This is a genomic window from Aliiruegeria haliotis, assembly GCF_003003255.1.
In the GTDB taxonomy this organism is placed as follows: domain Bacteria; phylum Pseudomonadota; class Alphaproteobacteria; order Rhodobacterales; family Rhodobacteraceae; genus Tropicimonas; species Tropicimonas haliotis.
Genome location: NZ_PVTD01000006.1, coordinates 187,731 through 209,598 on the forward strand (window position 1 = coordinate 187,731; position 21,868 = coordinate 209,598).

At 64.1% G+C, this 21,868-nt stretch carries 22 protein-coding genes; 16 read left to right on the plus strand and 6 right to left on the minus strand.

Annotation, left to right across the window (positions count from 1 at the left end):
- Window positions 1–16 precede the first annotated feature (16 nt).
- Window positions 17–766: a nucleotidyltransferase domain-containing protein gene (locus tag CLV78_RS15350; RefSeq protein ID WP_106205704.1), complete on the plus strand. Its 750-nt coding sequence runs from the start codon at window positions 17–19 to the stop codon at window positions 764–766.
- A 330-nt stretch (window positions 767–1,096) separates the two neighbouring features.
- On the plus strand, window positions 1,097–4,033 hold the full coding sequence (gene ileS, locus CLV78_RS15355) for an isoleucine--tRNA ligase (protein ID WP_106205705.1): 2,937 nt from the start codon (window positions 1,097–1,099) through the stop codon (window positions 4,031–4,033).
- A gap of 130 nt (window positions 4,034–4,163) precedes the next feature.
- Here the strand turns inward: ileS and CLV78_RS15360 are convergent, their stop codons facing one another.
- From CLV78_RS15360 to fsa, 4 genes are all read right to left on the minus strand, one after another.
- Window positions 4,164–4,868: a CDP-alcohol phosphatidyltransferase family protein gene (locus tag CLV78_RS15360; protein WP_106205706.1), complete on the minus strand. Its 705-nt coding sequence runs from the start codon at window positions 4,866–4,868 to the stop codon at window positions 4,164–4,166.
- A 265-nt stretch (window positions 4,869–5,133) separates the two neighbouring features.
- Window positions 5,134–6,033, minus strand: coding sequence for a tyrosine recombinase XerC (locus CLV78_RS15370; protein ID WP_211301004.1), 900 nt, complete (start codon window positions 6,031–6,033; stop codon window positions 5,134–5,136).
- 17 nt (window positions 6,034–6,050) lie between these two features.
- A complete protein-coding gene (locus tag CLV78_RS15375; RefSeq protein WP_106205801.1) occupies window positions 6,051–6,764 on the minus strand; it encodes a DUF484 family protein in 714 nt (237 codons plus the stop codon).
- Between the two features lie 41 nt (window positions 6,765–6,805).
- The gene (fsa, locus tag CLV78_RS15380; RefSeq protein ID WP_106205708.1) at window positions 6,806–7,459 is read right to left on the minus strand and encodes a fructose-6-phosphate aldolase; all 654 of its coding nucleotides are present in this window, start codon (window positions 7,457–7,459) and stop codon (window positions 6,806–6,808) included.
- A gap of 87 nt (window positions 7,460–7,546) precedes the next feature.
- On the opposite strand from fsa, the gene CLV78_RS15385 reads away from it, so the two are divergent.
- The 6 genes from CLV78_RS15385 (at window position 7,547) to CLV78_RS15410 (ending at window position 13,805) form a co-directional block, all read left to right on the plus strand.
- The gene (locus tag CLV78_RS15385; protein ID WP_106205709.1) at window positions 7,547–9,745 is read left to right on the plus strand and encodes a primosomal protein N'; all 2,199 of its coding nucleotides are present in this window, start codon (window positions 7,547–7,549) and stop codon (window positions 9,743–9,745) included.
- A gap of 131 nt (window positions 9,746–9,876) precedes the next feature.
- Window positions 9,877–11,115 carry an MFS transporter gene (locus CLV78_RS15390; RefSeq protein WP_106205710.1) on the plus strand — a complete coding sequence of 413 codons (1,239 nt, stop codon included), beginning with the start codon at window positions 9,877–9,879 and terminating at the stop codon, window positions 11,113–11,115.
- A 95-nt stretch (window positions 11,116–11,210) separates the two neighbouring features.
- Window positions 11,211–11,873 (plus strand): peptide-methionine (S)-S-oxide reductase MsrA, encoded by a 663-nt coding sequence (msrA, locus tag CLV78_RS15395; RefSeq protein ID WP_106205711.1) that lies wholly within the window; start codon window positions 11,211–11,213, stop codon window positions 11,871–11,873.
- A gap of 13 nt (window positions 11,874–11,886) precedes the next feature.
- The gene (locus CLV78_RS15400; protein ID WP_211301002.1) at window positions 11,887–12,432 is read left to right on the plus strand and encodes a P-loop NTPase family protein; all 546 of its coding nucleotides are present in this window, start codon (window positions 11,887–11,889) and stop codon (window positions 12,430–12,432) included.
- 78 nt (window positions 12,433–12,510) lie between these two features.
- Complete coding sequence (locus CLV78_RS15405; protein WP_106205712.1) at window positions 12,511–13,380, plus strand: 50S ribosomal protein L11 methyltransferase; 870 nt, start codon at window positions 12,511–12,513, stop codon at window positions 13,378–13,380.
- A 77-nt stretch (window positions 13,381–13,457) separates the two neighbouring features.
- On the plus strand, window positions 13,458–13,805 hold the full coding sequence (locus tag CLV78_RS15410) for a hypothetical protein (RefSeq protein ID WP_106205713.1): 348 nt from the start codon (window positions 13,458–13,460) through the stop codon (window positions 13,803–13,805).
- Window positions 13,806–13,895: 90 nt separating this feature from the next.
- Here the strand turns inward: CLV78_RS15410 and CLV78_RS15415 are convergent, their stop codons facing one another.
- Window positions 13,896–14,102 carry a DUF1127 domain-containing protein gene (locus tag CLV78_RS15415; protein ID WP_106205714.1) on the minus strand — a complete coding sequence of 69 codons (207 nt, stop codon included), beginning with the start codon at window positions 14,100–14,102 and terminating at the stop codon, window positions 13,896–13,898.
- Between the two features lie 342 nt (window positions 14,103–14,444).
- Here CLV78_RS15415 and ruvC point away from each other — a divergent pair, with 342 nt between their 5' ends.
- The 4 genes from ruvC to CLV78_RS15435 all read left to right on the plus strand — a co-directional run bounded on the left by ruvC (window position 14,445) and on the right by CLV78_RS15435 (window position 17,523).
- Entirely contained in the window at window positions 14,445–14,948 is a 504-nt protein-coding gene (gene ruvC, locus CLV78_RS15420) for a crossover junction endodeoxyribonuclease RuvC (RefSeq protein WP_106205715.1), read from the plus strand.
- Entirely contained in the window at window positions 14,945–15,616 is a 672-nt protein-coding gene (ruvA, locus tag CLV78_RS15425) for a Holliday junction branch migration protein RuvA (protein ID WP_106205716.1), read from the plus strand. The genes ruvC and ruvA overlap by 4 nt, the downstream gene beginning before the upstream one ends.
- A 125-nt stretch (window positions 15,617–15,741) precedes the next feature.
- A complete protein-coding gene (ruvB, locus tag CLV78_RS15430) occupies window positions 15,742–16,773 on the plus strand; it encodes a Holliday junction branch migration DNA helicase RuvB (RefSeq protein ID WP_106205717.1) in 1,032 nt (343 codons plus the stop codon).
- Between the two features lie 111 nt (window positions 16,774–16,884).
- Entirely contained in the window at window positions 16,885–17,523 is a 639-nt protein-coding gene (locus CLV78_RS15435) for a hypothetical protein (RefSeq protein ID WP_106205718.1), read from the plus strand.
- Between the two features lie 994 nt (window positions 17,524–18,517).
- Here CLV78_RS15435 and CLV78_RS23670 read toward each other — a convergent pair.
- Window positions 18,518–18,766 (minus strand): hypothetical protein, encoded by a 249-nt coding sequence (locus tag CLV78_RS23670; protein ID WP_146136705.1) that lies wholly within the window; start codon window positions 18,764–18,766, stop codon window positions 18,518–18,520.
- A gap of 50 nt (window positions 18,767–18,816) precedes the next feature.
- On the opposite strand from CLV78_RS23670, the gene tnpB reads away from it, so the two are divergent.
- The 4 genes from tnpB to tolR all read left to right on the plus strand — a co-directional run bounded on the left by tnpB (window position 18,817) and on the right by tolR (window position 21,866).
- Window positions 18,817–19,212, plus strand: coding sequence for an IS66 family insertion sequence element accessory protein TnpB (gene tnpB / locus CLV78_RS15450; protein WP_106205721.1), 396 nt, complete (start codon window positions 18,817–18,819; stop codon window positions 19,210–19,212).
- 734 nt (window positions 19,213–19,946) lie between these two features.
- Window positions 19,947–20,339 (plus strand): tol-pal system-associated acyl-CoA thioesterase, encoded by a 393-nt coding sequence (ybgC, locus tag CLV78_RS15455; RefSeq protein ID WP_106205722.1) that lies wholly within the window; start codon window positions 19,947–19,949, stop codon window positions 20,337–20,339.
- A 342-nt stretch (window positions 20,340–20,681) separates the two neighbouring features.
- Entirely contained in the window at window positions 20,682–21,377 is a 696-nt protein-coding gene (tolQ, locus tag CLV78_RS15460; RefSeq protein ID WP_106205723.1) for a protein TolQ, read from the plus strand.
- A 3-nt stretch (window positions 21,378–21,380) separates the two neighbouring features.
- On the plus strand, window positions 21,381–21,866 hold the full coding sequence (tolR, locus tag CLV78_RS15465; RefSeq protein ID WP_106205724.1) for a protein TolR: 486 nt from the start codon (window positions 21,381–21,383) through the stop codon (window positions 21,864–21,866).
- Window positions 21,867–21,868: the final 2 nt, after the last annotated feature.

Consider the following 21,868-nt stretch of genomic DNA (forward strand, 5'->3'; position numbering starts at 1 on the left):
AACGGGAGGATGCGCATTGATCCGGGATCTGTCGGAGGCGATTGCAGCGGCCGGGGAGATCCGAGCCCAGATGTTCCCATCCGCAAATGTCGTGCTGCTCGCCGGGTCCGTTGTCCGCGGCGAAGCGACTCCCACGTCGGATCTTGACCTCGTGGTCGTGTTCGACCGTGTCGCGCAGGCCCGGCGGCAATCCTTCACCTTTTCCGGCTGGCCGGTTGAGGCCTTCCTCCATGATCCCTGCACGCTGTCGTATTTCTTCCGGGAAGTGGACCGCCCCTCCGGGGTGCCCTCGTTGCCCAACATGGTCAGCGAGGGCATCGAGATCGCCGGCAGGACAGAACCTGGCGAACGGATCAAGGCCATGGCCAACGAGGTCCTGGAGGCCGGACCGATCCCTTGGGGGCGTCTCGACCGGGACAACTCACGCTATGCCATTACCGACATGGTCCAGGACATTCGCGGGGCGCACAGCCCGGAGGAACGGCTGCCGGTCCTGGCAAGCCTGTATCCGGCAATCGCCAACCACTACTGCCGATCGCGGAGCTTGTGGGCGGCAAAGGGCAAGAGCATTCCGCGGAGGCTCCGGCGTCTCGATCCGGAATTCTGCGAACGTTTCACGCAGGCCTTTGCAGCAGCGTTCTCGGACGGCGACATCGCGGGGGTCATCCACGTGTCGGAAGAGGTCCTGACGCCGGATGGCGGATTCCTGTTCGATGGCTACACGCGCGAAGCGCCGAAGGCGTGGAGAGCGCCGGACGATCCGTAGGGCCTGTCCGCCTGACCTGTGGACACCGGGATTGCAAAGGCCCGTTGCACACGGCCCCAGCTCGGCGGCGATGCAAGACACATGAGACCCCCTTTGCGGGGTAGCGGTGCAACGCGCATCGTGAGCGCCGCCGTGCACCGCAGCGACATGCCGACGCTCTGGACCCTTCGGGGCGGGCAGTCTATAGCGGCACCCAAGATGCTGATACGGTCGATCATCATTCGAATTAGCAGCCCGGCGCTCTGATCAGACGAGCCGCCGGGACAAGGCGTTTGGAAGACCGCGCCGCCCCACATCCCAGACATTCGAGATCCGAAGGACGCGAACCCCATGTGCGCCGAGACCACCGACCCGACGACGCCCGACTACAAGTCCACCCTGAACCTGCCCCGCACCGATTTCCCGATGCGTGCGGGCCTGCCCAAGCGCGAGCCCGGCTGGCTCGATCGCTGGGCGCAGATCGGGGTCTATGAAAAGCTGCGCGAGAAGGCCGAGGCGCAGACCCGTCCGCCGTTCACGCTGCACGATGGCCCTCCCTATGCCAACGGCAACCTGCATATCGGGCACGCGCTGAACAAGATCCTCAAGGACATGGTGGTCCGCTCCCAGCAGATGATGGGCAAGGATGCCCGCTATATCCCGGGCTGGGACTGCCACGGCCTTCCCATCGAGTGGAAGATCGAGGAGCAGTACCGCCAGAAGGGCAAGAACAAGGACGAGGTTCCGGTGCTGGAGCTTCGGCAGGAATGCCGCGCCTTCGCCGACACCTGGATCGACATCCAGCGCGAGGAGTTCAAGCGTCTGGGTGTGACGGGTAACTGGGACGATCCCTACCTGACGATGAACTACCACGCCGAGGCCGTGATCGCCGAGGAGTTCATGAAGTTCCTGATGAACGGCACGCTCTACCAGGGGTCCAAGCCGGTCATGTGGTCCGTTGTCGAGAAAACGGCTCTGGCCGAGGCCGAGGTCGAATACCACGATCACACGTCGCACACGATCTGGGTGAAGTTCCCGGTCGTGCGCGCGCTGGACAAACACGGCGCGCGACAGTCGCAGCGCGGGGTCAATGTGATCATCTGGACGACCACGCCGTGGACGATCCCGTCCAACCGCGCCGTGGCATTCAACCCGGAGCTGTCCTACGGGCTCTACAAGGTCACCGAGGCGCCCGACGACAACTGGGCCAGGGTGGGCGACGAATACCTGCTGGCCGACAACCTCGCAGCGGAGGTCATGAAGGCTGCCCGCGTCGACGCCTACGAGCGCAAGGAGGCCGTGACCGCCGAGCAGCTTGACCTGATGGTCTGCGCGCACCCCTTTGCCGGTATCGAAGGGGGCGAGGGCGAGTGGGACTACGAAGTGCCGCTCCTGCCGGGGGACCACGTGACCGACGAGGCCGGAACGGGGTTCGTGCATACCGCGCCGAGCCACGGTGCCGACGACTTCATCATTGGCGTCAAGCACGGTCTGAAGATGACCCACAACGTCATGGAAGACGGGTCTTTCCGGCCCAGCCTGCCGCTGTTCGGGGGCGCCGTGATCTTTGACCACAAGGGCAAGGAGAAGGATGCCAACAAGCGGGTGATCGACGCCATGGTCGGGGCCGATGCCCTGATCGCGCGTGGCCGGATCAAGCACTCCTACCCGCATTCCTGGCGGTCCAAGGCGCCGCTGATCTTCCGCAACACCTCGCAGTGGTTTGCCGCCATCGACCGCGAGGTCGGCGACGGTCAGGACGATTATGGCAAGACGATCCGCAGCCGGGCGCTCAAGTGTATCGACGAAATGGTCACGTGGACGCCGCCGGCCGGACGGAACCGGCTCTACTCGATGATCGAGGCGCGGCCGGACTGGGTGCTGTCGCGCCAGCGTGCCTGGGGCGTGCCGCTGACCTGCTTCGTTAAGAAGGGTGCCTCGCCGCATGACGACGACTACCTTCTGCGCGACGAGGCCGTGAACCAGCGTATTGTCGCGGCGTTTGAGGCCGAGGGCGCCGATGCCTGGTACAAGGAGGGCGCCAAGGCCCGGTTCCTGGGCAACGACTACGATGCCGATGCATATGAACAGGTGTTCGACATCCTGGACGTGTGGTTCGATTCCGGCTCGACCCATGCGTTCGTCCTGCGCGACCGCGCGGATGGTTCCGAGGATGGCATTGCCGATCTCTACCTTGAAGGCACCGACCAGCATCGCGGCTGGTTCCACTCCTCGATGCTGCAAAGCTGTGGCACCAATGGCCGCGCACCTTATCGCGGTGTGCTGACGCACGGTTTCACGCTGGACGAGAAGGGCAACAAGATGTCCAAGTCGCTCGGCAACACGGTCGCGCCAGAGCAGGTCATCAAGCAATACGGGGCGGATATCCTGCGCCTTTGGGTGGCGCAGTCCGACTACACCGCTGACCTGCGGATCGGCCCGGAGATCCTCAAGAACGTCGCCGACAGCTATCGCAGGCTGCGCAACACGATGCGCTTCCTGTTGGGGAGCCTCGGTGAGTTCGAGAAGATCGAGCCCTTGGCTCCGGCGGACATGCCGCCGTTGGAACGCTGGGTGCTGCACCGACTGTCGGAACTCGACGAGGAGGTACGCAAGGGCTACGCGGCCTACGATTTCCAGGGCGTGTTCCAGAATGTCTTCAACTTCGCGACCGTGGACCTGTCGGCTTTCTACTTCGACATCCGCAAGGACGCGCTGTATTGCGATGCCGATGACAGCCGGTTCCGACGCGCTGCGCTGACGGTGCTGGACCTGCTGTTCCACCGGCTCACCACCTGGCTTGCGCCGGTGCTGGTGTTCACGATGGAAGAGGTCTGGCTGGATCGCTACCCGGGCGACGACAGCTCGCTTCACCTTCAGGACATTCCGCAAACCCCGGCCGAGTGGCGCAGCCTGGAAATCGCGAGCCTCGTGGAGCGCGTGCGCAAGGTCCGCCGCGTTGTAACCGCCGCGCTGGAAGTGCAGCGCCGCGAGAAAGTGATCGGGTCCAGCCTGGAGGCGGCGCCGGAAGTGTACGTCGAGGACGAAACTCTTGTCACCTTGCTCCGGGCGGCAAACTTCGCCGATATCTGCATTGCTTCGCAGATCACGATCACCAACTCGGCGGCGCCGGACGGGGCCTTCAGGCTCGATGACGTGGAGGGTGTCGGCGTCGTTTTCGCCCGCGCGGAGGGTGAGAAGTGCCAGCGGTGCTGGAAGATCCTGCCGGACGTGGGCGACCATGCCCACCCGGGCACCTGCAAGCGTTGCAACGACGCGCTTGGCTAATGCTATTGGGCGGCCTTCGGGCCGCCCTTTCTCTGGTGCCGAGGCGAAACACACGGCGCATCGGCCGTTCTTTGCACCTGCCCATTGATCGTGTCTTGTCCGGCGGAAATCTGGCCTTGCACGCCGCAGGTTAGGCGCCTTCCGGAGCCCGTCTGGCGAGGATCTGCTGCGCAAGACCCGCCAGCAGAAGATAGGCGGAGGTGATCAGCAGTCCGACCTGTGCCCAGCCCTGCGGATCGAAGCTGGTCCAGGCAGCCCAGGCCGCACAGAAGGTCCAGGCGATTGCCACCGGAAGCGACACGGCGCGCCAGCGGGCTGTGCGGACCGGGTGGATGAAGCGAATGTCGGAGAACATCGCGACCGTCAGCAGAAGAATGACTAGCAGCGAGACCCAGTCCGGCGGACGAATGGCGAACAGGACGATGACGACCATGTTCCAGCAGCCGGGAAACCCGGAAAAGCTCTTGTCCTCGGTCTTCATCCTGGTGTCGGCGAAGTAGAGCGCACTGGCGAAGGTTATCGCAAAGAGACCGAACCACCCCATCCAGCCCCCCAGAAGCCCCGAGGCATACAGGGCGAATGCCGGGATGAACACGTAGGTGAGGTAGTCTATGATCAGGTCCAGCAAGGCACCATCGACCTGCGGTGCATGGGTCCAGACATCGAATTTCCGTGCCAGCGGGCCGTCGATCCCGTCGACCATGAAGGCAACGACCAGCCAGAGGAACATCATCGGCCAGTCGTAGTCGACCGCCTCAAGGAGGGCGAGCATGGCCAGAACGGCCCCGGTGGCGGTGAGGAGGTGGACGGAGTATGCGCGGTGCGGCGTCTTCATGCGACGTTGATGCAGAAAACGGGCGTGGGATGCAAACCGTTGTGGCGTCCGATCTGGTGGTAGGCACGATTGGAGGCCAGCGTTGTTGAAAAGTCGCCATTGCCGATCGGCGGGGTGGAAGGTGCCTTCCGTGCCGAATCGACGTAGGGGCTGCAATTGCGGTCCTTGGCTTCGATAGCTGCGTTGCCCGAACACCGGAAATGGGCATGGCGTGCCGGTGAGGGCGCGATGAACGCCATTGCGCGGCGGTTTCGGGGGCTGTCCGCTAGGCCTTGGGATGGGCTGACCGATAGACCTCCATCAGCCGGGCGGTGTCCACAGCCGTATAGGCCTGGGTCGTCGAGAGCGACGCATGTCCGAGGAGCTCCTGAATGGACCTGAGGTCGCCTCCGGCGTTCAGCAGGTGGGTGGCGAAGCTGTGGCGCATGGCGTGCGGCGTGGCGGAGGCCGGCAGCCCGAGTTGCAGGCGGCTGCGTTCCATCACCTTTGCGATCAGTCGCGGGTTCAGCGCGCCGCCCTTTTTGCCGCGAAACAGCGCTTCTTCGGGGGCGAGATCGTGGGGACAAAGCGCGACGTACTCGGCAACGGCATCGGAGGCGGCCGCGAGCACCGGTACGATCCGTTCCTTGTTGCCCTTGCCCCGGATTCTCAGCGCCTCGCCAAAAGGCCAATCCGCGCCACGCAGCCCGATCGCCTCCGAAATCCGGAGGCCACAACCATAGAGCAAGGTGACCACCGCAACGTCCCGCGCCGCGACCCACGGCTCCCCGGACTGGATCTCTACCGTGTCCAGCATCGCACGGGCCGCGTCCTCAGCCAGGGGGCGCGGCAGCTTGCGGCGAAACTTCGGAGAACGGGTGGCGAGAATCGCGGTCACGTCGTAGCCCTCCCGTTCGGCCAGCCAGCCGGCAAATGTCTTCACGGCGGACAGCGCGCGCGCGAGGGAGCGGGCGGACAGTCCGGCAGCGCGTTCTTGCGCCATCCAGGCGCGCATGTCCGCGACCTTGACCCGCCCGAGCGCGGCCGGGCCGAGGCTGTCGCCGAAATGGACCGCGAGAAAGGACAGGAACCCCTGAACATCGCTCCGATAAGCGGTGATCGTGTTTTCCGCCCGACCGTCCACCGCGCGCAGCGTGTCCTGCCAACGGGCCAGCGCATCGCGCATCCCGTCGGAGAGGCAGGTCAGCTCAGCCACCGCCGCATCTGCCGTTCAAAGACCCCCGCAAGGAAGGCCAACAGGTCGGTCGCCTGATTGGGCCGGAACTGGTGCGGATCCTCCGAACCGAGCACCAGCATGCCGGGCAGGCGGCCCTCGCCGAAGTCGAGCTTCAGCAGCGCCTCGGAATTGATCCACTGGGTGGCATCGCCATAGAGAACTTCGGCGTCGGGTCGTAGCTGGCGCAGCGTCACCTGACGGAGCGGTACGCCGTCGCGCCCCTGTGTCAGGTAGTCGGCGATGAAGCCGGGCTTCACCACGGTCAGAACCTCACCGAGGCGCCGGACGGCAATTTCGCCTTCCGAGTTGGCTTCCGATTCCAGCACCAGCCGCAGGCTGTCGACCCGCAGGATGGCCGCAACATCCGTGCCGATGCCCTTCAGGAACCCTTCAAAATCGACCGGGTCCATCATCGTCAGCACTGCGCGGTGGATCTGATTGGTGCCTGCAAGATTGTCGTAGGCGGCGGCGATGACGGAACGGTGCGTGTCTTCGAGACGGTCGAGACGGCTCTCCAACCGTTCCATCGCAATGCCGCGCAGATCGACAATGTTGCCACCGAGAGATTTCTCGTTGGCGGAGATGAGCACGCGCATGATGTCGCGGTCGTCGAGGATGACATCCGGTTCCGTCAGAATCTTTTCCCGAAGCTCTTCCAGATCAACCGCCACGTCGCTCATGCCCATCCCACTTCAATGTCGCCTGGCAACCCTACACCAGGTCAGAGAATTTTCTGACCTGTTTTTGCCCAATCCTTCATGAAGGCGTCCAGTCCCTTGTCTGTCATGACGTGATTTGCCATGGATTTGATGACCGCGGGTGGCGCAGTTGCCACATCGGCGCCGATCAGGGCGGCTTCCTTCATGTGGTTGACGGAGCGGATCGAGGCGGCGAGGATCTCGGTCCCGAAATCGTAATTGTCGTAGACGGCGCGGATTTCGGCGATCAGTTCCATGCCGTCGATGTTGAGATCGTCGAGCCGCCCGATGAAGGGCGAGATGAAGGTGGCGCCGGCCTTTGCGGCGAGCAGGGCCTGGTTGGCGGAGAAGCAGAGAGTGACATTGACCATGCGGCCTTCGTCGGTGAGCACCTTGCAGGCCTTGAGCCCGGCCCAGGTCAGCGGCACCTTGATGGCGATGTTGTCGGCGATCTTCGCCAGTTCGCGTCCCTCGGCGATCATGCCGTCGGCATCGAGCGCCACGGTTTCGGCGGACACGGGGCCGTCGACCATGTCGCAGATCTCCTTCGTGACTTCCTTGATGTCACGGCCGGATTTCATGATCAGCGAAGGGTTGGTGGTAACGCCGTCGACCATGCCGAGGTCGTTGAGCTCGGCGATTGCATCGACTTCGGCGGTATCAACAAAGAATTTCATCGGTTTCCTCCTGTGGGGCGCTTGGGCCGGCACGCGGGAGCGGGGCCCGTCATCTTTGGGAACGGGGAAGTCCCGTCGGGGCAGGGCATGACGCATAACGATTGGTTTGCCAAGGGCGATCTGGTGGCCGTCCTGACGACGCAACCGCTGGATCGGCTGTTGGACTACAAGGCGCCGGAGGGGGGATGTTCGCTCGGCGCGTTCGTGGAAGTGCCGCTTGGGCCGCGCAAGGTTCTGGGCGTCGTCTGGGGTCCGGGCGCGGGAGATTTCGACCGCAGTCGCGTGCGGTCGGTGAACCGGGTGCTGGACGTGGCGCCGATGACCGGCACATTGCGGGAATTTCTGGGAAAGGCGGCCGACTACACGCTGACGCCGATGCCGTCGATGCTGCGGCTGGCGACTCGGGCACCGGGGCTGAGCGATCCACCATCGATGCGGAAGGTTTACCGGCGCGGCGAAGGAGAGCCCGACAGGATGACCGATGCCCGCCGCAAGGTGCTGGAGGCGCTCGACGAGTACGGTGGGCTGGCCTTCACCCTGTCCGAGTTGTCGGCCCATGCCGGGGTGACCAATTCCGTCATCAAGGGGCTGGTGAAGCAAGGCGTGGTGCGGGAGGAAGAGGCGCCGAGGGATCTGCCCTATCCAAAGCTCGACGCGGGTCGGGCGGGGGTGCCGCTGAGCGAGGCTCAGGCAGCGGCAGCAGCGGTGCTGCGCGCTTCCGTGAAACGCGGTGTCTACGGCACCACCCTGCTGAAAGGGGTCACGGGCTCGGGAAAGACCGAAGTCTACCTCGAGGCGGTCGCGGAGTGCCTTTCCCAGGGGCGGCAGGCGCTCGTGTTGCTGCCGGAGATCGCGCTGACGGGCGAGTTCCTGGCCCGGATCGAGGAACGTTTCGGTGCGCGACCGACGGAATGGCACTCCGGGGTGACGATGACGGAGCGGCGCCGGGCGTGGAAGATGGTCGGGGCTGGGGGCGTCGACGTGGTCGTCGGGGCACGGTCCGCATTGTTCCTGCCGTTCCGAGACCTTGGCCTCATCGTCGTCGATGAGGAACATGACACGTCCTACAAACAGGAGGACGGGGTTTTCTACAATGCACGTGACATGGCGGTCCTGCGGGCCTCCATTTGCGACGGTCACGTCGTGCTGGCCTCTGCCACCCCATCGCTGGAGAGCTGGGCCAATGTCGAAGCGGGGAAATATGGCCGGGTGGAGCTTGGCGCGCGTTTCGGCGCTGCCGAGATGCCCGAGATGCGGGCCATCGACATGCGCGAAGACAAGCTGCCCGCGACCCGCTGGATCTCGCCCCGATTGCAACAAGCCGTGGCGGCGCGGATCGAGGAAGGCGAGCAATCCCTGCTTTTTCTCAATCGGCGCGGCTATGCGCCGGTCACGATCTGCCGGGCCTGTGGCCATCAGATCGCCTGCGCCCAGTGCGATGCGCGGATGGTCGAACACCGGTTTCTGAAACGTCTCGTCTGCCACCAATGCGGCGAGACCAGGCCCATGCCGGAGGCCTGCCCGTCCTGCGAGGTGGAGGGGCGTCTGGCGCCCGTCGGACCCGGGGTGGAACGGTTGGCGGAGGAGGTCGTGGACCTGTTCCCCGATGCACGGGTCGCGGTTCTGTCCTCCGATCTGTTCGGAACGGCCCGGGCGCTCAAAGCAAAGATCGCAGAGATCGCGGAAGGCGCCGCCGACATCATCATCGGCACGCAACTCGTTGCGAAAGGGCACAACTTTCCGCTCCTGACGCTTGTGGGCGTGATTGATGCGGACCTTGGCCTGCAAGGCTCAGACCTGCGGGCAGCGGAGCGGACCTTTCAACTCGTGCGGCAGGTGGCCGGGCGCGCCGGGCGCACGGCCGAGCGCAAGGGTGTGGCCCTTCTGCAAAGCTATCAGCCCGAACACCCCGTGATCCGGGCGATCCTGTCCGGCGACGAGGAAGGGTTCTGGAGCGCCGAAGCCGCCGAACGCCGCGCCGCGGGCGTGCCGCCCTACGGACGGATGGCCGGGATCATCCTGTCCTCGGAGGATGTGCAGCAAGTGTTCGATTTTGGAAATGACCTGACCCGAAAGGACGGTCCCCTGCGCGAGATTGGTGCGATTGTGTATGGTCCCGCGCCGGCCCCGATTGCCCGCGTCCGCGGCCGTCACCGTGTTCGCCTGTTGGTCAAGGCCGCGAAGGGGGCGCCGTTGCAGGCGGCACTGGCGCGGTGGCTGGCACAGGTCCGCCCGCCGAACGGGCTGCGCCTGTCGGTCGATATCGATCCGCAGAGCTTCTGGTAGCTGCGTACGAAACGCTTCAAGGATGGGCAGGTTTGCCAGTTTGGCGCGCACCGGCGGTCCGCGTGGCGGACCTGCGCCGGCGCAGGTTCCCGGGCCTTCCCTTGAGGCGCTTTCGGCGCTAAGGCGCTTCCATGCGCAAACTCACGCTCTCCGAAGCGCGGGCCCTGCCATTCTGGCGCCGGCCCGTCACGCTGCTTTTCGTCATGTCAGCCGCCATGCCGATCGCATTTGCCACGTGGTCTGCGTTGCTGAACAATTTCGTCATCGAAGTCGCCCGCTTCGACGGATCCGACATCGGCTTTCTCCATACCGTGCGGGAGATCCCCGGCTTTCTTGCCATTGCCGTGATCGCCCTGATCCGGCTGATGCGGGAGCAGGTGCTGGGGGTCATTTCCCTGCTGCTGCTCGGTGTGGCCACTGCGGTCACAGCCTGGTTCCCCACGATGGGGGGCATCCTGACGATCACCATGCTCAGTTCGATCGGCTTTCACTACTACGAAACCGTGAACCAGTCGCTGCAACTCCAGTGGATCGACAAGGTACGCGCCCCTCGGGTACTGGGATGGATGCTGGCCACGGGCTCGGCATCGACGCTTGTCGCCTACGGGCTGATCGTCGGCACGTGGAGGGCCTTCGATCTGGACTACAATACCGTCTACATGACGGCCGGGCTCATCACCGCCATTGTCGCGGTCTTCTGCCTGCTGGCCTATCCGCAGTTCGACTCGCCGACCGTTCAGGTCAAGAAATTCGTCCTGCGTCAGCGCTACTGGCTCTACTACGCGCTGCAGTTCATGGCCGGCGCCCGGCGGCAGATCTTTGTCGTGTTTGCCAGCTTCATGATGGTGGAGCGCTTCGGCTTCGAGGTGCATGAAATCACCAGCCTCTTCCTGATCACGCTCGTGACCAACATGGCGGCGGCGCCGCTCTTCGGGTGGGCTGTGAGCCGTTTCGGCGAGCGTCGGGCGCTGATCTTCGAATACGCGGGCCTCGCGATCATCTTCCTCGCCTATGGCGGTATCTATTGGTTCGGCTGGGGCGTTCTGGTGGCCGCGACCCTCTACGTGATGGATCACATCTTCTTCGGACTGGCGCTGGCGCTGAAGACCTATATCCAGAAGATCGGCGATCCTGCCGACATGGCACCCACCGCCGCCGTGGCCTTCACCATCAACCACATCGCAGCCGTGTTCCTGCCGGTGTCCCTTGGCTATCTCTGGCTGGCCTCGCCAAGTGCCGTCTTTCTGCTGGCGGCCTTCCTGGCCGTTGCGTCGCTCGGCCTGTCGTTGCTGATCCCGCGCCATCCGGCCCCGGGGAACGAGACCATCTTTGCCAGGTACCACCCGGCGACCTCGGCCCCGGCGGAGTGACCTCTGCGAATGGCGTGGTCACGTTCTCGCGGGGGGCGGTGGACCTGTTCGGGTCGTGTCACCATATTGGGGGCAACGCTCAAAGGAGACGCCACATGTTCCTGTTCAACCGCACCAAGATGGAGATGGTCAGCCCGGACGAGGCACTGCCCGGGCGCGACACGCCCATCGCCACCGCCAGCACCCATTTCGTCACTGGTCGACCGCTGACGATCGAGCCCCCCGCCGGGATGGAGGCCGTCCTGTTCGGCATGGGCTGTTTCTGGGGGGCGGAACGCATATTCTGGCAGCTGCCGGGCGTCCACGTCACGATGGTCGGCTATGCGGGCGGCACCACGCCCAATCCGACCTACGAGGAGACATGCACGGCCAAGACCGGCCATGCGGAGGTTGTGGGCGTTGTCTTCGACCCGGCAGAGCTGCCGTTCGAGACGCTTCTGAAGGTGTTCTGGGAGAACCACGACCCGACCCAGGGCATGCGTCAGGGCAATGACGTTGGCACACAGTACCGCTCCGCGATCTACACCACCACGGCCGAGCAACTTGCTCTGGCACGGGAGACACAGGCCAGCTACCAGTCGGCCCTTTCAGCCGCGGGCCGCGGCGCGATTACCACGGAAATCGCCCCGGCTGACGCGTTCTACTTCGCTGAGGACTACCACCAACAGTATCTCGCAAAGAACCCGTCGGGCTATTGCGGAATCGGCGGAACCGGGGTCACTTGCCCGCTGGGGACGGGTGTCACGTCCCAGAGTTGACGCAAGGGGCGCGATGGCGGGACATCGCATTCATGTATTCGGGGCCAGTGGAGCAGGGACGACAACGCTCGGCCGGGCGCTTGCCACTGCGCTGGAAACGCAGCATTTCGACACCGATGACTTCTATTGGGTGCCGACCGACCCGCCCTTTCGCCAGAAACGCTCCCCAGAGGTGCGGCTGCGGCTGATGGAAGACCTGTTTCTGCCGCGCCGCGACTGGGTCCTTTCGGGCTCCATCGACAGCTGGAGCGAGGGGATCGATCATCGCTTCACCCTCGCGATCTTCCTTGTTCTGGACACCGAGACCCGCCTGCGACGCCTGCGCCTTCGGGAGGGGTGGCGCCTTCAGGATCCGGCCGAACGGCCGGAAATGGAGGCCTTTCTCGATTGGGCCGCCGCCTACGAGGACGGCCTGTTGCCGGGCCGAAACCGCGCCCGCCACCTCGCCTGGGCCGATACGCTCGGCTGCCCTGTGATGACGCTCGACTCGACCGGGCCGGTGGCTCGGCTTGTCGACGATGTGCTCGCGACCCTTGACCAGATCAGCGGGCTCGCCTAGCGCAGTCCCACCCGGTCGCCCGGGAGAAACCGACATATCCGGACGCCGCGGGCACCGGACCAGATCAGGAACCTGCCAATGCCGACCTTCACCGCCCTGACCACGCTTCCAGGCAGGGAGCAGGCCGAAGCCCTTGGCGCCGCCCTGGAGAACCTGGTTCCCGAGCCAATTGGGGTTGGCGTCTTCGAACTGGAAGACGGCTCCGGCCTTTGGGAAATCGGCGGCTACTTCGTCGAAGCGCCCGACGTGGCGGCCCTCGCGGTGCTTGCCGCGGCATTCGGTGCAAAGGACTTCGCGGTGTCGGAGCTTCCGGAGACCGATTGGGTCGCCAAGGTGAAACGCGAACTCGCGCCGGTGCGCGCCGGACGGTTCTACCTCTATGGCAGCCATGATGCCGATACGGTCCCCGACGACGTCGAGCCGCTGTTGATCGAGGCCGCCATGGCCTTCGGAACCGGACATCATGGAACGACGCTGGGCTGTCTGAAGGCGCTGGACCGGCTGGTCGCGGCTGGCGAAAAGCCGCTGCCGGTGGCTGACATCGGCTGTGGCACGGCCGTGCTTGGCATGGCTGCGGCGCGTGTCTGGTCGGGCAAGGTGCTCGCCTCCGACATTGATCCGGTAGCGGTGGAGGTCGCGGCGACCAATGCAGCGGCAAACGGTCTGTCCGATCGTATCGACTGCATCGAGGCTACCGGTTTCGATCATCCGCGTCTGGCCGAGGCCGCGCCTTTCGGCCTGATCCTCGCCAATATCCTTAAGGCGCCGCTCGTTGCACTGGCGCCCGACATGGCGGCGGCCCTGAAGCCCGGGGGATTCGCGATCCTTTCCGGTCTGCTGAACGAACAGGCCGCGGATGTTGTCGCCGCCTATGCCGATCAGGGCCTCATTGTCCACGGCTCTGAGGAAATCGGTGACTGGACAACGCTTTGTCTTCGGAAAAGCTGACCAAGAGTCCCAATTTGCGCCACATTTCGGCCTTAGTCTGAGGGGATGCGGGGCGAGATAGGTATTTGGAGTCTGTCATGAGCGATACCCAGATGAAGGAGTTCGAGGGGCGCATCAAGCGCATCGAGAAGATCAACCGCCGTGGCGGTGGCTTCGAAGCCGTCGGGACCCTCGGTCAGTCCTTCTACACCCGTGCACGCAAACGCACGCAACGCCGCCCGCTCCTGCGGTCCACCATCGTGGTGCTGATGGTCATGGTGACCTTCAAGGGCTTCCTGCTCGCAGCCAACGGCGAGACGGCCTACACCGCGAAGCTGGAGGCCCTGCAGGAAGGGACCGCCGTTCAGAAGGCCGGCAGTTTCGTGATGGCAATCGACCCGCTGACCCGCGCTGTTGCGACCTGGGTCAAGCCAATCGTCGGCTGAGCCGGTCCAACTTGCAAACGATATGAAAATCCCGCGCTGTTGAAGGCGCGGGTTTTTGCTGTCGTCCGAGGGCACGCGGTCGCCCGCTCCTCAGCTGTTGCGTAGCTGGGCGTCACTCATCTGGTCGATGTCTTCGCGCTTCAGGCCGATGTCGCAAAGCTCGCGGTCAGTCAGTTTCGACAGGGCCTCACGCGTGTTGCGCGCATCGCGCCAGGCGAGAAACTCGGAAAACACGGTCCCGACCGCACGGCGCAGGCCGGTGGCAGGGACGGGACGGGTCGTGTCATGGAATGCCATGGTCTACTCCGGTTGGTCGTTGCTGGAAACGGGACGGCTACTCGACGTCCTCGAACCCCAGCTAAACTTGGCCCCATCGACTGGCAAGTGGCAGGAAGCGCATTGCACTTCTTCGCCAGATGCATGGCTTCCAGCCCCCTCTCTGGCCACGATCAACCACGGTCCGATTGCGACGTTTCAGCATGTCGAAAACGGGGTACCAGCGTCGATATCCCCTCCCGTGCCGTCGTTTTCGGACACCGGCCGCCTGCGCGACGAGCGCTTCCGTCTGGTCGATGTTCGCTTTTCGTGCTAGTCCATCAAAAAAACCGAAATGATACTCCAGAGGCAGGACGGCAACAGATGCGTGTGATCGGGATCGATCCGGGGCTGCGGACCCTCGGTTGGGGGGTGATCGAGATGCATGGCTCGCGACTCACTCATGTCGAAAATGGCCTGTGCTGTTCGGCGGGGAAGGATCTCGGCGCGCGGCTGTTGTCGCTGCATGAGCAACTGACCGAGGTCTTCCGAACCTACGAACCGGCGGCGGCTGCCGTGGAGCAGACTTTCGTCAACCGTGACGGCGCCGGGACGCTCAAGCTGGGGCAGGCGCGCGGAATCGCGATGCTGGTGCCCGCGCAGGCGGGGCTGAGCGTGGGCGAATATGCGCCGAACGCCGTCAAGAAGGCGATCGTCGGCGTCGGACACGCCGAGAAGCACCAGATCGCCCACATGATCGGCGTCCATTTCCCGGGCGTCAAACTCGCTGGCGCGGATGCCGCCGATGCGCTGGCCATTGCCGTGACCCACGCCCATCACCTGCAATCCGGCGATCGCCTTCAGGCCGCCATCGCGAGGGCGTCATGATCGGGCGTCTTGCGGGGCGGGTGGACTATCGCGGGACCGATCACGTGTTGCTGGATGTGGGCGGCGTCGGCTACATCATCTTCGTGTCCGACCGGACGTTGATGAGCCTCCCCGCAGCAGGGGAGTTCGCTGTCTTGTATACCGATCTCGTGGTGCGCGAAGACCTCCTGCAACTCTATGGATTCCTGTCGTTGCAGGAGAAGGAGTGGCACCGGTTGCTGACGTCCGTTCAGGGGATAGGTGCAAAGGCGAGCATGGCAATCCTTGGCGTGCTCGGCCCCGATGGCGTCAGTCGTGCGCTGGCGTTGGGCGACTGGTCCGCCGTGAAGGCGGCCCCCGGCGTTGGCCCGAAGCTGGCGCAACGCGTTGTCAATGAGCTGAAGGACAAGGCGCCGGCGGTAATGGCGATGTCGGGCGCGATGGGCGGCGTCGTCGAACCCACGCAAGCCCCCGAGGCTACCGCCACGTCTGCAAATGCGCCTGCGCGCGCGCCCGCATCGACAGCCGTCGCGACCACTCAGGCCGACGCGCTTTCGGCGCTCGGAAACCTTGGTTACCAGCAGGGCGAGGCGGCCGCCGCCGTTGCCCAGGCGCTTGGCGAGGATCCGGATGCCGATACCGCGACCGTGATCCGCAATGCACTCAAACTGCTCGCACCGAAGGGATAAGCGATGATCCTGGCCGGATGCCGTCAGACCATCGACATCGCCGCACGGGTAGGGGCGCACCGACCGGGGCACGGAACCGTTCGCACCATGACGTTCTGCTCTCCCATTGACGAAGGCCATTCCTGATGACGGACCCTGATCCGCTCCTCCGCCCCACACCGACACCCGAAGACAGCGGAGAGGACAGGGCGCTCCGTCCGCAGGCGCTGACCGAGTTCATCGGCCAGGCCGAGGCACGCGCCAACCTCGCTGTCTTTGTCGAGAGTGCGCGGCGGCGTGGCGAGGCAATGGACCACACGCTGTTCCACGGACCACCCGGGCTGGGAAAGACGACGTTGGCGCAGATCGTGGCACGCGAGCTTGGCGTCAACTTCCGCATGACCTCCGGGCCGGTGCTGGCCAAGGCCGGGGACCTTGCTGCGATCCTGACCAACCTGGAGTCGCGGGACGTCCTTTTCATCGACGAGATTCACCGCCTGAACCCGGTGGTCGAGGAGGTGCTCTATCCCGCGCTGGAGGATTTCGAGCTCGACCTCGTGATCGGGGAGGGACCGGCGGCCCGAACGGTTCGCATCGAACTTCAGCCCTTTACCCTCGTCGGCGCGACCACGCGGCTGGGGCTGCTGACGACCCCGCTCCGGGACCGTTTCGGCATTCCGACCCGCTTGCAGTTCTATACGATCGACGAGTTGCACGAGATCGTCACCCGCAACGCGCGGCTTCTCGGTGTGCCTGCCGAACCCGACGGCGCGCGCGAGATCGCGGCCCGGGCCCGTGGCACGCCGCGCATCGCGGGGCGCCTGCTGCGCCGCGTGGTCGATTTCGCGCTGGTGGAGGGCGACGGGCGTCTGACCCGGGAGTTGGCGGATTCGGCGCTGACGCGTCTCGGGGTCGACAGGCTCGGTCTTGATTCCGCTGACCGCAGGTATCTTTCCCTGATCGCGGAGAACTACGGTGGCGGTCCCGTCGGGGTGGAAACGATGTCCGCCGCCTTGTCGGAAAGCCGTGACGCGCTGGAAGAAGTGATCGAGCCCTATCTGTTGCAACAGGGCCTGATCCAGCGGACCCCGCGCGGAAGGATGCTGGCACGGAAGGCGTGGGATCACCTCGGCCTCGCCGTGCCCCAACCGCCGGGGCAAAGCGCCCTGTTCGAGTGACTAGATCGACAGGGAGCCAATCCACCGGTCTGCCACGGCACAGCCTGGCGGAAGAGGATTTGACAATCCGTCCCCGGCTGCGCATGGCTGCCGAACGCACCGGAGGGTTTCATGGACGCGAACGATATCGAGGCCTTGTTCACGCGCGGCGACGGCAGCTACCTATGCGCACGGTGGGAGCGGCCCATCGTGCCGATTGTCTTCGGCGTCGACGAACGCACGCTGGGCGTCGTGAAAGGCGCCTGCGAGGCGGTCGTCACGTTGGCCGGGCACAAGATGGCCGAGACCGATCCCGAACTGGGGGCCAATCTCATGGTCTTCTTCTTTCGGGAATGGAGCGAATTGCTCGAAGTGCCCGATCTCGACGGGCTGTTTCCGAATCTGTCGGAGCTTGTCGCGCGGCTTCAGGAGGCGGGCGCCAGCCAGTACCGAGCCTTCCGTTTCGAGAAAAACGGGGCCATTCGCGCGGCGTTCGTTTTCCTGTGTATGGAGAGCCCGCTGAAAGATGTCCCAGCGGAGGATCTGGCGCTTGCCGAAATGGCGCAGGTCATTCTCCTCTGGTCGGACAGCGCATTTTCCACCCGATCGCCGCTTGCGGTGACGCCCGAAGGGCACACGATCCTGCGGCCGGATATCTCGGAGGTGATCAGCGCAGCCTATGACCGTGTGATGCCGGGCGCGGCCGAGGACCCAAGCCATGCGTTGCGCCTTTTCGCGAGGATCGCCGCCAGTATCGGGCGCCAGGCCTGACAACAGGGCGCGATCGCCGCGGCCCGCCCACTTGCCGGGGCATGTGATCGGGCGTAGCGCTATGGCGAACATCTGGAGAGCCAGAGCCATGCCGTCACCGCACATTTTCGAGCTTCGGGTCCACGATGGAGACACCGACATCGTGCCAGACTGCCCTTGGCAACCACTATGGGCGCCTTTTTGAGACTTTTGGGCCATCGCTATCTTGACCGTCTCGCGCTTTGGCTCCGTGTCGCGGCATGGCTCCACGGGCGAATTGGAGCCATGCAACCGAAAGGAACCGACCGAGCCGCGCTTTCCGACCTCCGTATCCAAGCTCTCAAATGGACGACATGTTGCCGTGGGCGGTGCCCTGAATGTCCGCCTCGTCCCATCGGGTCTCAAGTCGTGGGTTGCTCGCGCCGGTAGCAAGTCCTTCCAGTTTAGCCGGTTCCCACACGTCTCCCTCGCCGACGCCAGTGTTGCCGCAGGCGCCGCCTTCCAGACGCCGACCCTGGTCCCGAACGTCTGGGAGCATTGGTTGGAGGAGGAGATTCTCTCCAATCACAAGCGACCGCAGAACGCCGCCACCTTGAGGCCCGTATGGACGCCTGTCTGGGACCGCCGCGTTGAAACTCTGGAACGAAGGGAGCTTGATGACCTCTTGCAGAAGTTGCACGACATTGTGCCAATGCTGGCCACTCGGGCCACTTCCAGACTTCGCGCGGTGCAGATCTAAGCAGTTGGGCTTGGGTTGATCGAAGTACCGCCACTCTGAGAGCGATCTCCCGTGCCGAGCGGCGCGACGCGCTGGCCGCTTGAGGTACTGAAGTTGAGCGCCTTGCGACACAAGCTTGAGGATATCGAGAGTCTTCCCTGACGTTGCTGTCTCCATCGCAAGCGTCCGGTTGACCCGACCTGCCTGTATTGAGCTTTGCCGGATGGTGTCCGCAAAAGAGTGGTGGACGCTATTTGATGAGTAGGCAGCGAGGCCGGGGAAACTACCCTCACGATTTCAAAACGGCGGGTTGTGGTGGAGACGCTGGTCGCGAGCCGGACGGTTGTCGGTGTTTCGCATCGTCATGACCTGAAAGCCAACATCGTGTTCAATGGTGCAACGACGACCGTTTCCGGCCTGCGCCCGATCCGGCGGTTCTGTTGCCGGTCGAGGTTGTTGGCTGGGTTGATGACGGCACCACATCAGGCCCATCGTCGCCAGGGTCGAGATCACCACCCGGAGCGGGCATTGGTTGGTGGTGTCCACAGCGAAGTCCCGTCTACAATCGCCGATCTTGTCAGGGCGCTCGAAGCCGTATGATCCGGGTCCCGTCAAATACCAAGGTGTGGATTGCCGCCGGGGTCACGGACATGCGCAAGGGGTTCAACTACCTGACGGCTCAAGCCAAGAAGGTGCTGGCGGTAGATCCGCATTCCGGTGATCTGTTCGTTTTTTGTGGCCGCAGGGGCGGCGTGGTGAAAGACATCCGCCTTTTGGACATGCAAGCATGCCCTGCAGGGCAAAGGGTCGGACACCCAAGGGCGTGCTTGTTCTCGGAGCCCTTGGAAAAAGGCCGCGTCCATCAGGCTTTCGTCGCCCTACTGGGGCGAGGCTCTCAGGTCACTCTGGCCTGCAACCAAGGACGGCAAGGTCAACGTCACATCGGCGAAACGATCGATGCTGCTGGAGGGGTTAGGAAACAGATGTTGTGAGCGTTTCAAGTGTGCTGCGTGCAGCCAATAGAGATGCGACATGTACAGTCCTGTCGGCGTTGAATCAGGACGCCACAATGAATGGAACTGGCCACACCATTGTCTGCTCAGCATGGAACACCGTTTGTCCGGCAAAAAAAATCCGGCAGATGACGGCAGTGAGCCGCAACCGGAAGAGTTGTTCTACTTGCGCTCGTAGATGCAGAAATGCGATCGGCGGGTTTCGTCAACAGCACTGCAGAAAGTAAATCGGCCGTTCGTTCCCACCGCAGCGAATTCAGCATGCGGAATGACTGGGGTGCGGACAAAGCGGAAGTACTTCAAGCTTTTTTGGATGGTCGCTTTCGTAGTTGCGGGGCACGTAGAATCGACAGGTGTTTCCGCCCTACCGAACGGGTAGGGTCCGCGCGCCACTTTGGTGCTGTAGATTTCTCGACCTACGACGATTGGTTCGTCGCTCATCTTGTCGATCTGCTCGGCCGGGATTGGATACCTCACCGGCTTGCCATTTCTCAGGGCGCATCCGGAACCGAAACGACGCGCGATAGCTTGCCGCGCCCTGCGTGTGGGCTTCGCCGTCCTGCTATTGGTTCAGTTCGGGTATCCTGTAACTCAAAGTGACTTGCCTTTGCGCTGCGGTGCTTCCCTGTGTATCTGGGTGGTTGCGGTCAGCCCATCCCTGCCATGGCTCCATGCCGCAAGCTGGAGCCGTGCCACCCCGGAGCCCTTGTTTCATGGCACATACGTTCGACTTGAGGGTCTACTACGAAGACACCGACATGGCCGGAATCGTCTACCACGCGAACTATCTCAAGTTCATCGAGCGTGGCCGATCCACGTGGGTTCGGGAAATCGGCATCGATCAGAACAGGTTGCGGGAGGAGGAAGGCAAGGTGTTTGTCGTCCGCCACATGGAAATCGATTTCCTCGCGCCGGCCCGCTACGAGGATGTTTTGACGGTGGAGACCGAGCTGGTGGCGATGAAAGCGTCGAGCTTCACGGTCGAACAGCGCGTGCTGCGTGCCGACCGGTTGTTGTTCAAGGCACAGGTTCAGGCGGTCTGCATGACCCTCGCCGGCCGGCCGGTGCGCCTTCCCGACCTGGTTTGCGATGCATTCGCGAAGTAGGCATCGCGCGATGGGACGCGTTGGAAAAAGCCGGATCCGGACTCCATCCGCGGTCCGTGGACGCACCAGTGGATGCTCCGACGCCGATGGGTGGCAGTTTCGGTCCATCCGGCGGCAGGGCCTGCCGATCATGACGCCGGCAATGCCCGTCGGCACGCGTGGCAGCCCCGCGGCCCGACGCCGTCAGGAGCCGCGTTGCGTGGCGGAGATCCGCTCAGATTGCCTTCGCAGGCAGGTCTGGCACCCGGCTCGCAGCTTCGTGTTGGCCTTTTCCCTTCAAAGCCTGTAAGTTCTCAGGCAATGAAGGCCGCCGACAGAGCGGTAACAACACGAGCAGGCAGCATGGACCCCTCGACCCTCCATATGGCGCAGGAGATGGATTTCTCCCTGTGGGCGCTTTTCGCGCGCGCCACTATCACTGTGAAAATCGTTATGCTGATGCTGATTGCAGCCTCTTTCTGGGGCTGGGCGATCATCATCCAGAAACACATCACCTACCGACTCGTCCGACGCGAGAGCGAAGCGTTCGACGAACGCTTCTGGTCCGGGGAGCCGCTGGATGAGCTTTTCGACCAGATCGGACCCGATCCATCGGGCGCCTCGGAGCGGATCTTCGCCGCCGGCATGATCGAGTGGCGGCGCTCGCACCGGGACGACGGCGGGCTGATCGCCGGGGCGCAGGCGCGGATCGACCGGTCGATGGATGTGGCCATAGCCAAGGAGGCGGAGGGTCTGAACAGGGGCCTCGGGTTCCTTGCCACGACCGGGTCAACGGCGCCGTTCGTCGGCCTGTTCGGGACGGTCTGGGGCATCAAGAACGCCTTCGAAGAGATCGCGATCGCCCAGAACACCAACCTGGCTGTGGTCGCGCCGGGCATTTCGGAGGCACTGGTGGCCACCGGGCTCGGCCTGCTGGCGGCCATTCCGGCGGTGATCTTCTACAACAAGCTCAGCGCCGACAGCGACCGTATCGTCGGTGGCTACGAGAGCTTTGCCGACGAGTTCGCTACGATCCTGTCCCGCCAGCTGGATTCCTGAGCCATGGGCGCGGGTGTCATCAAGTCGGACGGTGGAAGCGGGGGCGGAACGCGACGGCGCAGGCGGTCGCGCCGCCACCCGGCCGCAATGTCGGAAATCAACGTCACACCTTTCGTGGACGTCATGCTGGTGCTGCTGATAATCTTCATGGTCGCGGCGCCGCTGCTCACAGTTGGTGTGCCGGTGGAACTGCCCAAGACCGCGGCGCAGGCTTTGCCGACGGAACAGGAAGAACCGCTGGTCGTGTCGCTGACGGCGGATGGCCGTGTGGTCATCATGACGACGGAGACGCCGGAGGCCGAACTGGTCAGCCGTCTGCGTGCTGTTGCGGCGGAACGTGCCGATGACAAGGTGTTCCTGCGTGCCGATGGTGCGATCCCTTACGAGCGCGTGATGCAGGTCATGGGCGCGCTCAACTCCGGTGGATTCTCCAATATCGGACTTGTGACCGACACCGGCGGGCCGACGCTCGACGGCGAGGACGGCTGAGG

Excerpts from the sequence above, each read along its gene's own strand:
- ruvB (WP_106205717.1), top strand. The coding sequence starts at position 15,742 with ATGACGGACCCTGATCCGCTCCTCCGCCCCACACCGACACCCGAAGAC.
- msrA (WP_106205711.1), top strand. The coding sequence starts at position 11,211 with ATGTTCCTGTTCAACCGCACCAAGATGGAGATGGTCAGCCCGGACGAG.
- CLV78_RS15360 (WP_106205706.1), bottom strand. The coding sequence starts at position 4,868 with ATGAAGACGCCGCACCGCGCATACTCCGTCCACCTCCTCACCGCCACC.
- tnpB (WP_106205721.1), top strand. The coding sequence starts at position 18,817 with ATGATCCGGGTCCCGTCAAATACCAAGGTGTGGATTGCCGCCGGGGTC.
- CLV78_RS15410 (WP_106205713.1), top strand. The coding sequence starts at position 13,458 with ATGAGCGATACCCAGATGAAGGAGTTCGAGGGGCGCATCAAGCGCATC.
- CLV78_RS15375 (WP_106205801.1), bottom strand. The coding sequence starts at position 6,764 with ATGAGCGACGTGGCGGTTGATCTGGAAGAGCTTCGGGAAAAGATTCTG.
- CLV78_RS15415 (WP_106205714.1), bottom strand. The coding sequence starts at position 14,102 with ATGGCATTCCATGACACGACCCGTCCCGTCCCTGCCACCGGCCTGCGC.
- tolQ (WP_106205723.1), top strand. The coding sequence starts at position 20,682 with ATGGACCCCTCGACCCTCCATATGGCGCAGGAGATGGATTTCTCCCTG.
- ybgC (WP_106205722.1), top strand. The coding sequence starts at position 19,947 with ATGGCACATACGTTCGACTTGAGGGTCTACTACGAAGACACCGACATG.
- CLV78_RS15385 (WP_106205709.1), top strand. The coding sequence starts at position 7,547 with ATGACGCATAACGATTGGTTTGCCAAGGGCGATCTGGTGGCCGTCCTG.
- CLV78_RS15435 (WP_106205718.1), top strand. The coding sequence starts at position 16,885 with ATGGACGCGAACGATATCGAGGCCTTGTTCACGCGCGGCGACGGCAGC.
- ruvA (WP_106205716.1), top strand. The coding sequence starts at position 14,945 with ATGATCGGGCGTCTTGCGGGGCGGGTGGACTATCGCGGGACCGATCAC.
- CLV78_RS15370 (WP_211301004.1), bottom strand. The coding sequence starts at position 6,033 with ATGCGCGATGCGCTGGCCCGTTGGCAGGACACGCTGCGCGCGGTGGAC.
- CLV78_RS15405 (WP_106205712.1), top strand. The coding sequence starts at position 12,511 with ATGCCGACCTTCACCGCCCTGACCACGCTTCCAGGCAGGGAGCAGGCC.
- CLV78_RS15400 (WP_211301002.1), top strand. The coding sequence starts at position 11,887 with ATGGCGGGACATCGCATTCATGTATTCGGGGCCAGTGGAGCAGGGACG.
- tolR (WP_106205724.1), top strand. The coding sequence starts at position 21,381 with ATGGGCGCGGGTGTCATCAAGTCGGACGGTGGAAGCGGGGGCGGAACG.
- ileS (WP_106205705.1), top strand. The coding sequence starts at position 1,097 with ATGTGCGCCGAGACCACCGACCCGACGACGCCCGACTACAAGTCCACC.
- ruvC (WP_106205715.1), top strand. The coding sequence starts at position 14,445 with ATGCGTGTGATCGGGATCGATCCGGGGCTGCGGACCCTCGGTTGGGGG.
- CLV78_RS15390 (WP_106205710.1), top strand. The coding sequence starts at position 9,877 with ATGCGCAAACTCACGCTCTCCGAAGCGCGGGCCCTGCCATTCTGGCGC.
- fsa (WP_106205708.1), bottom strand. The coding sequence starts at position 7,459 with ATGAAATTCTTTGTTGATACCGCCGAAGTCGATGCAATCGCCGAGCTC.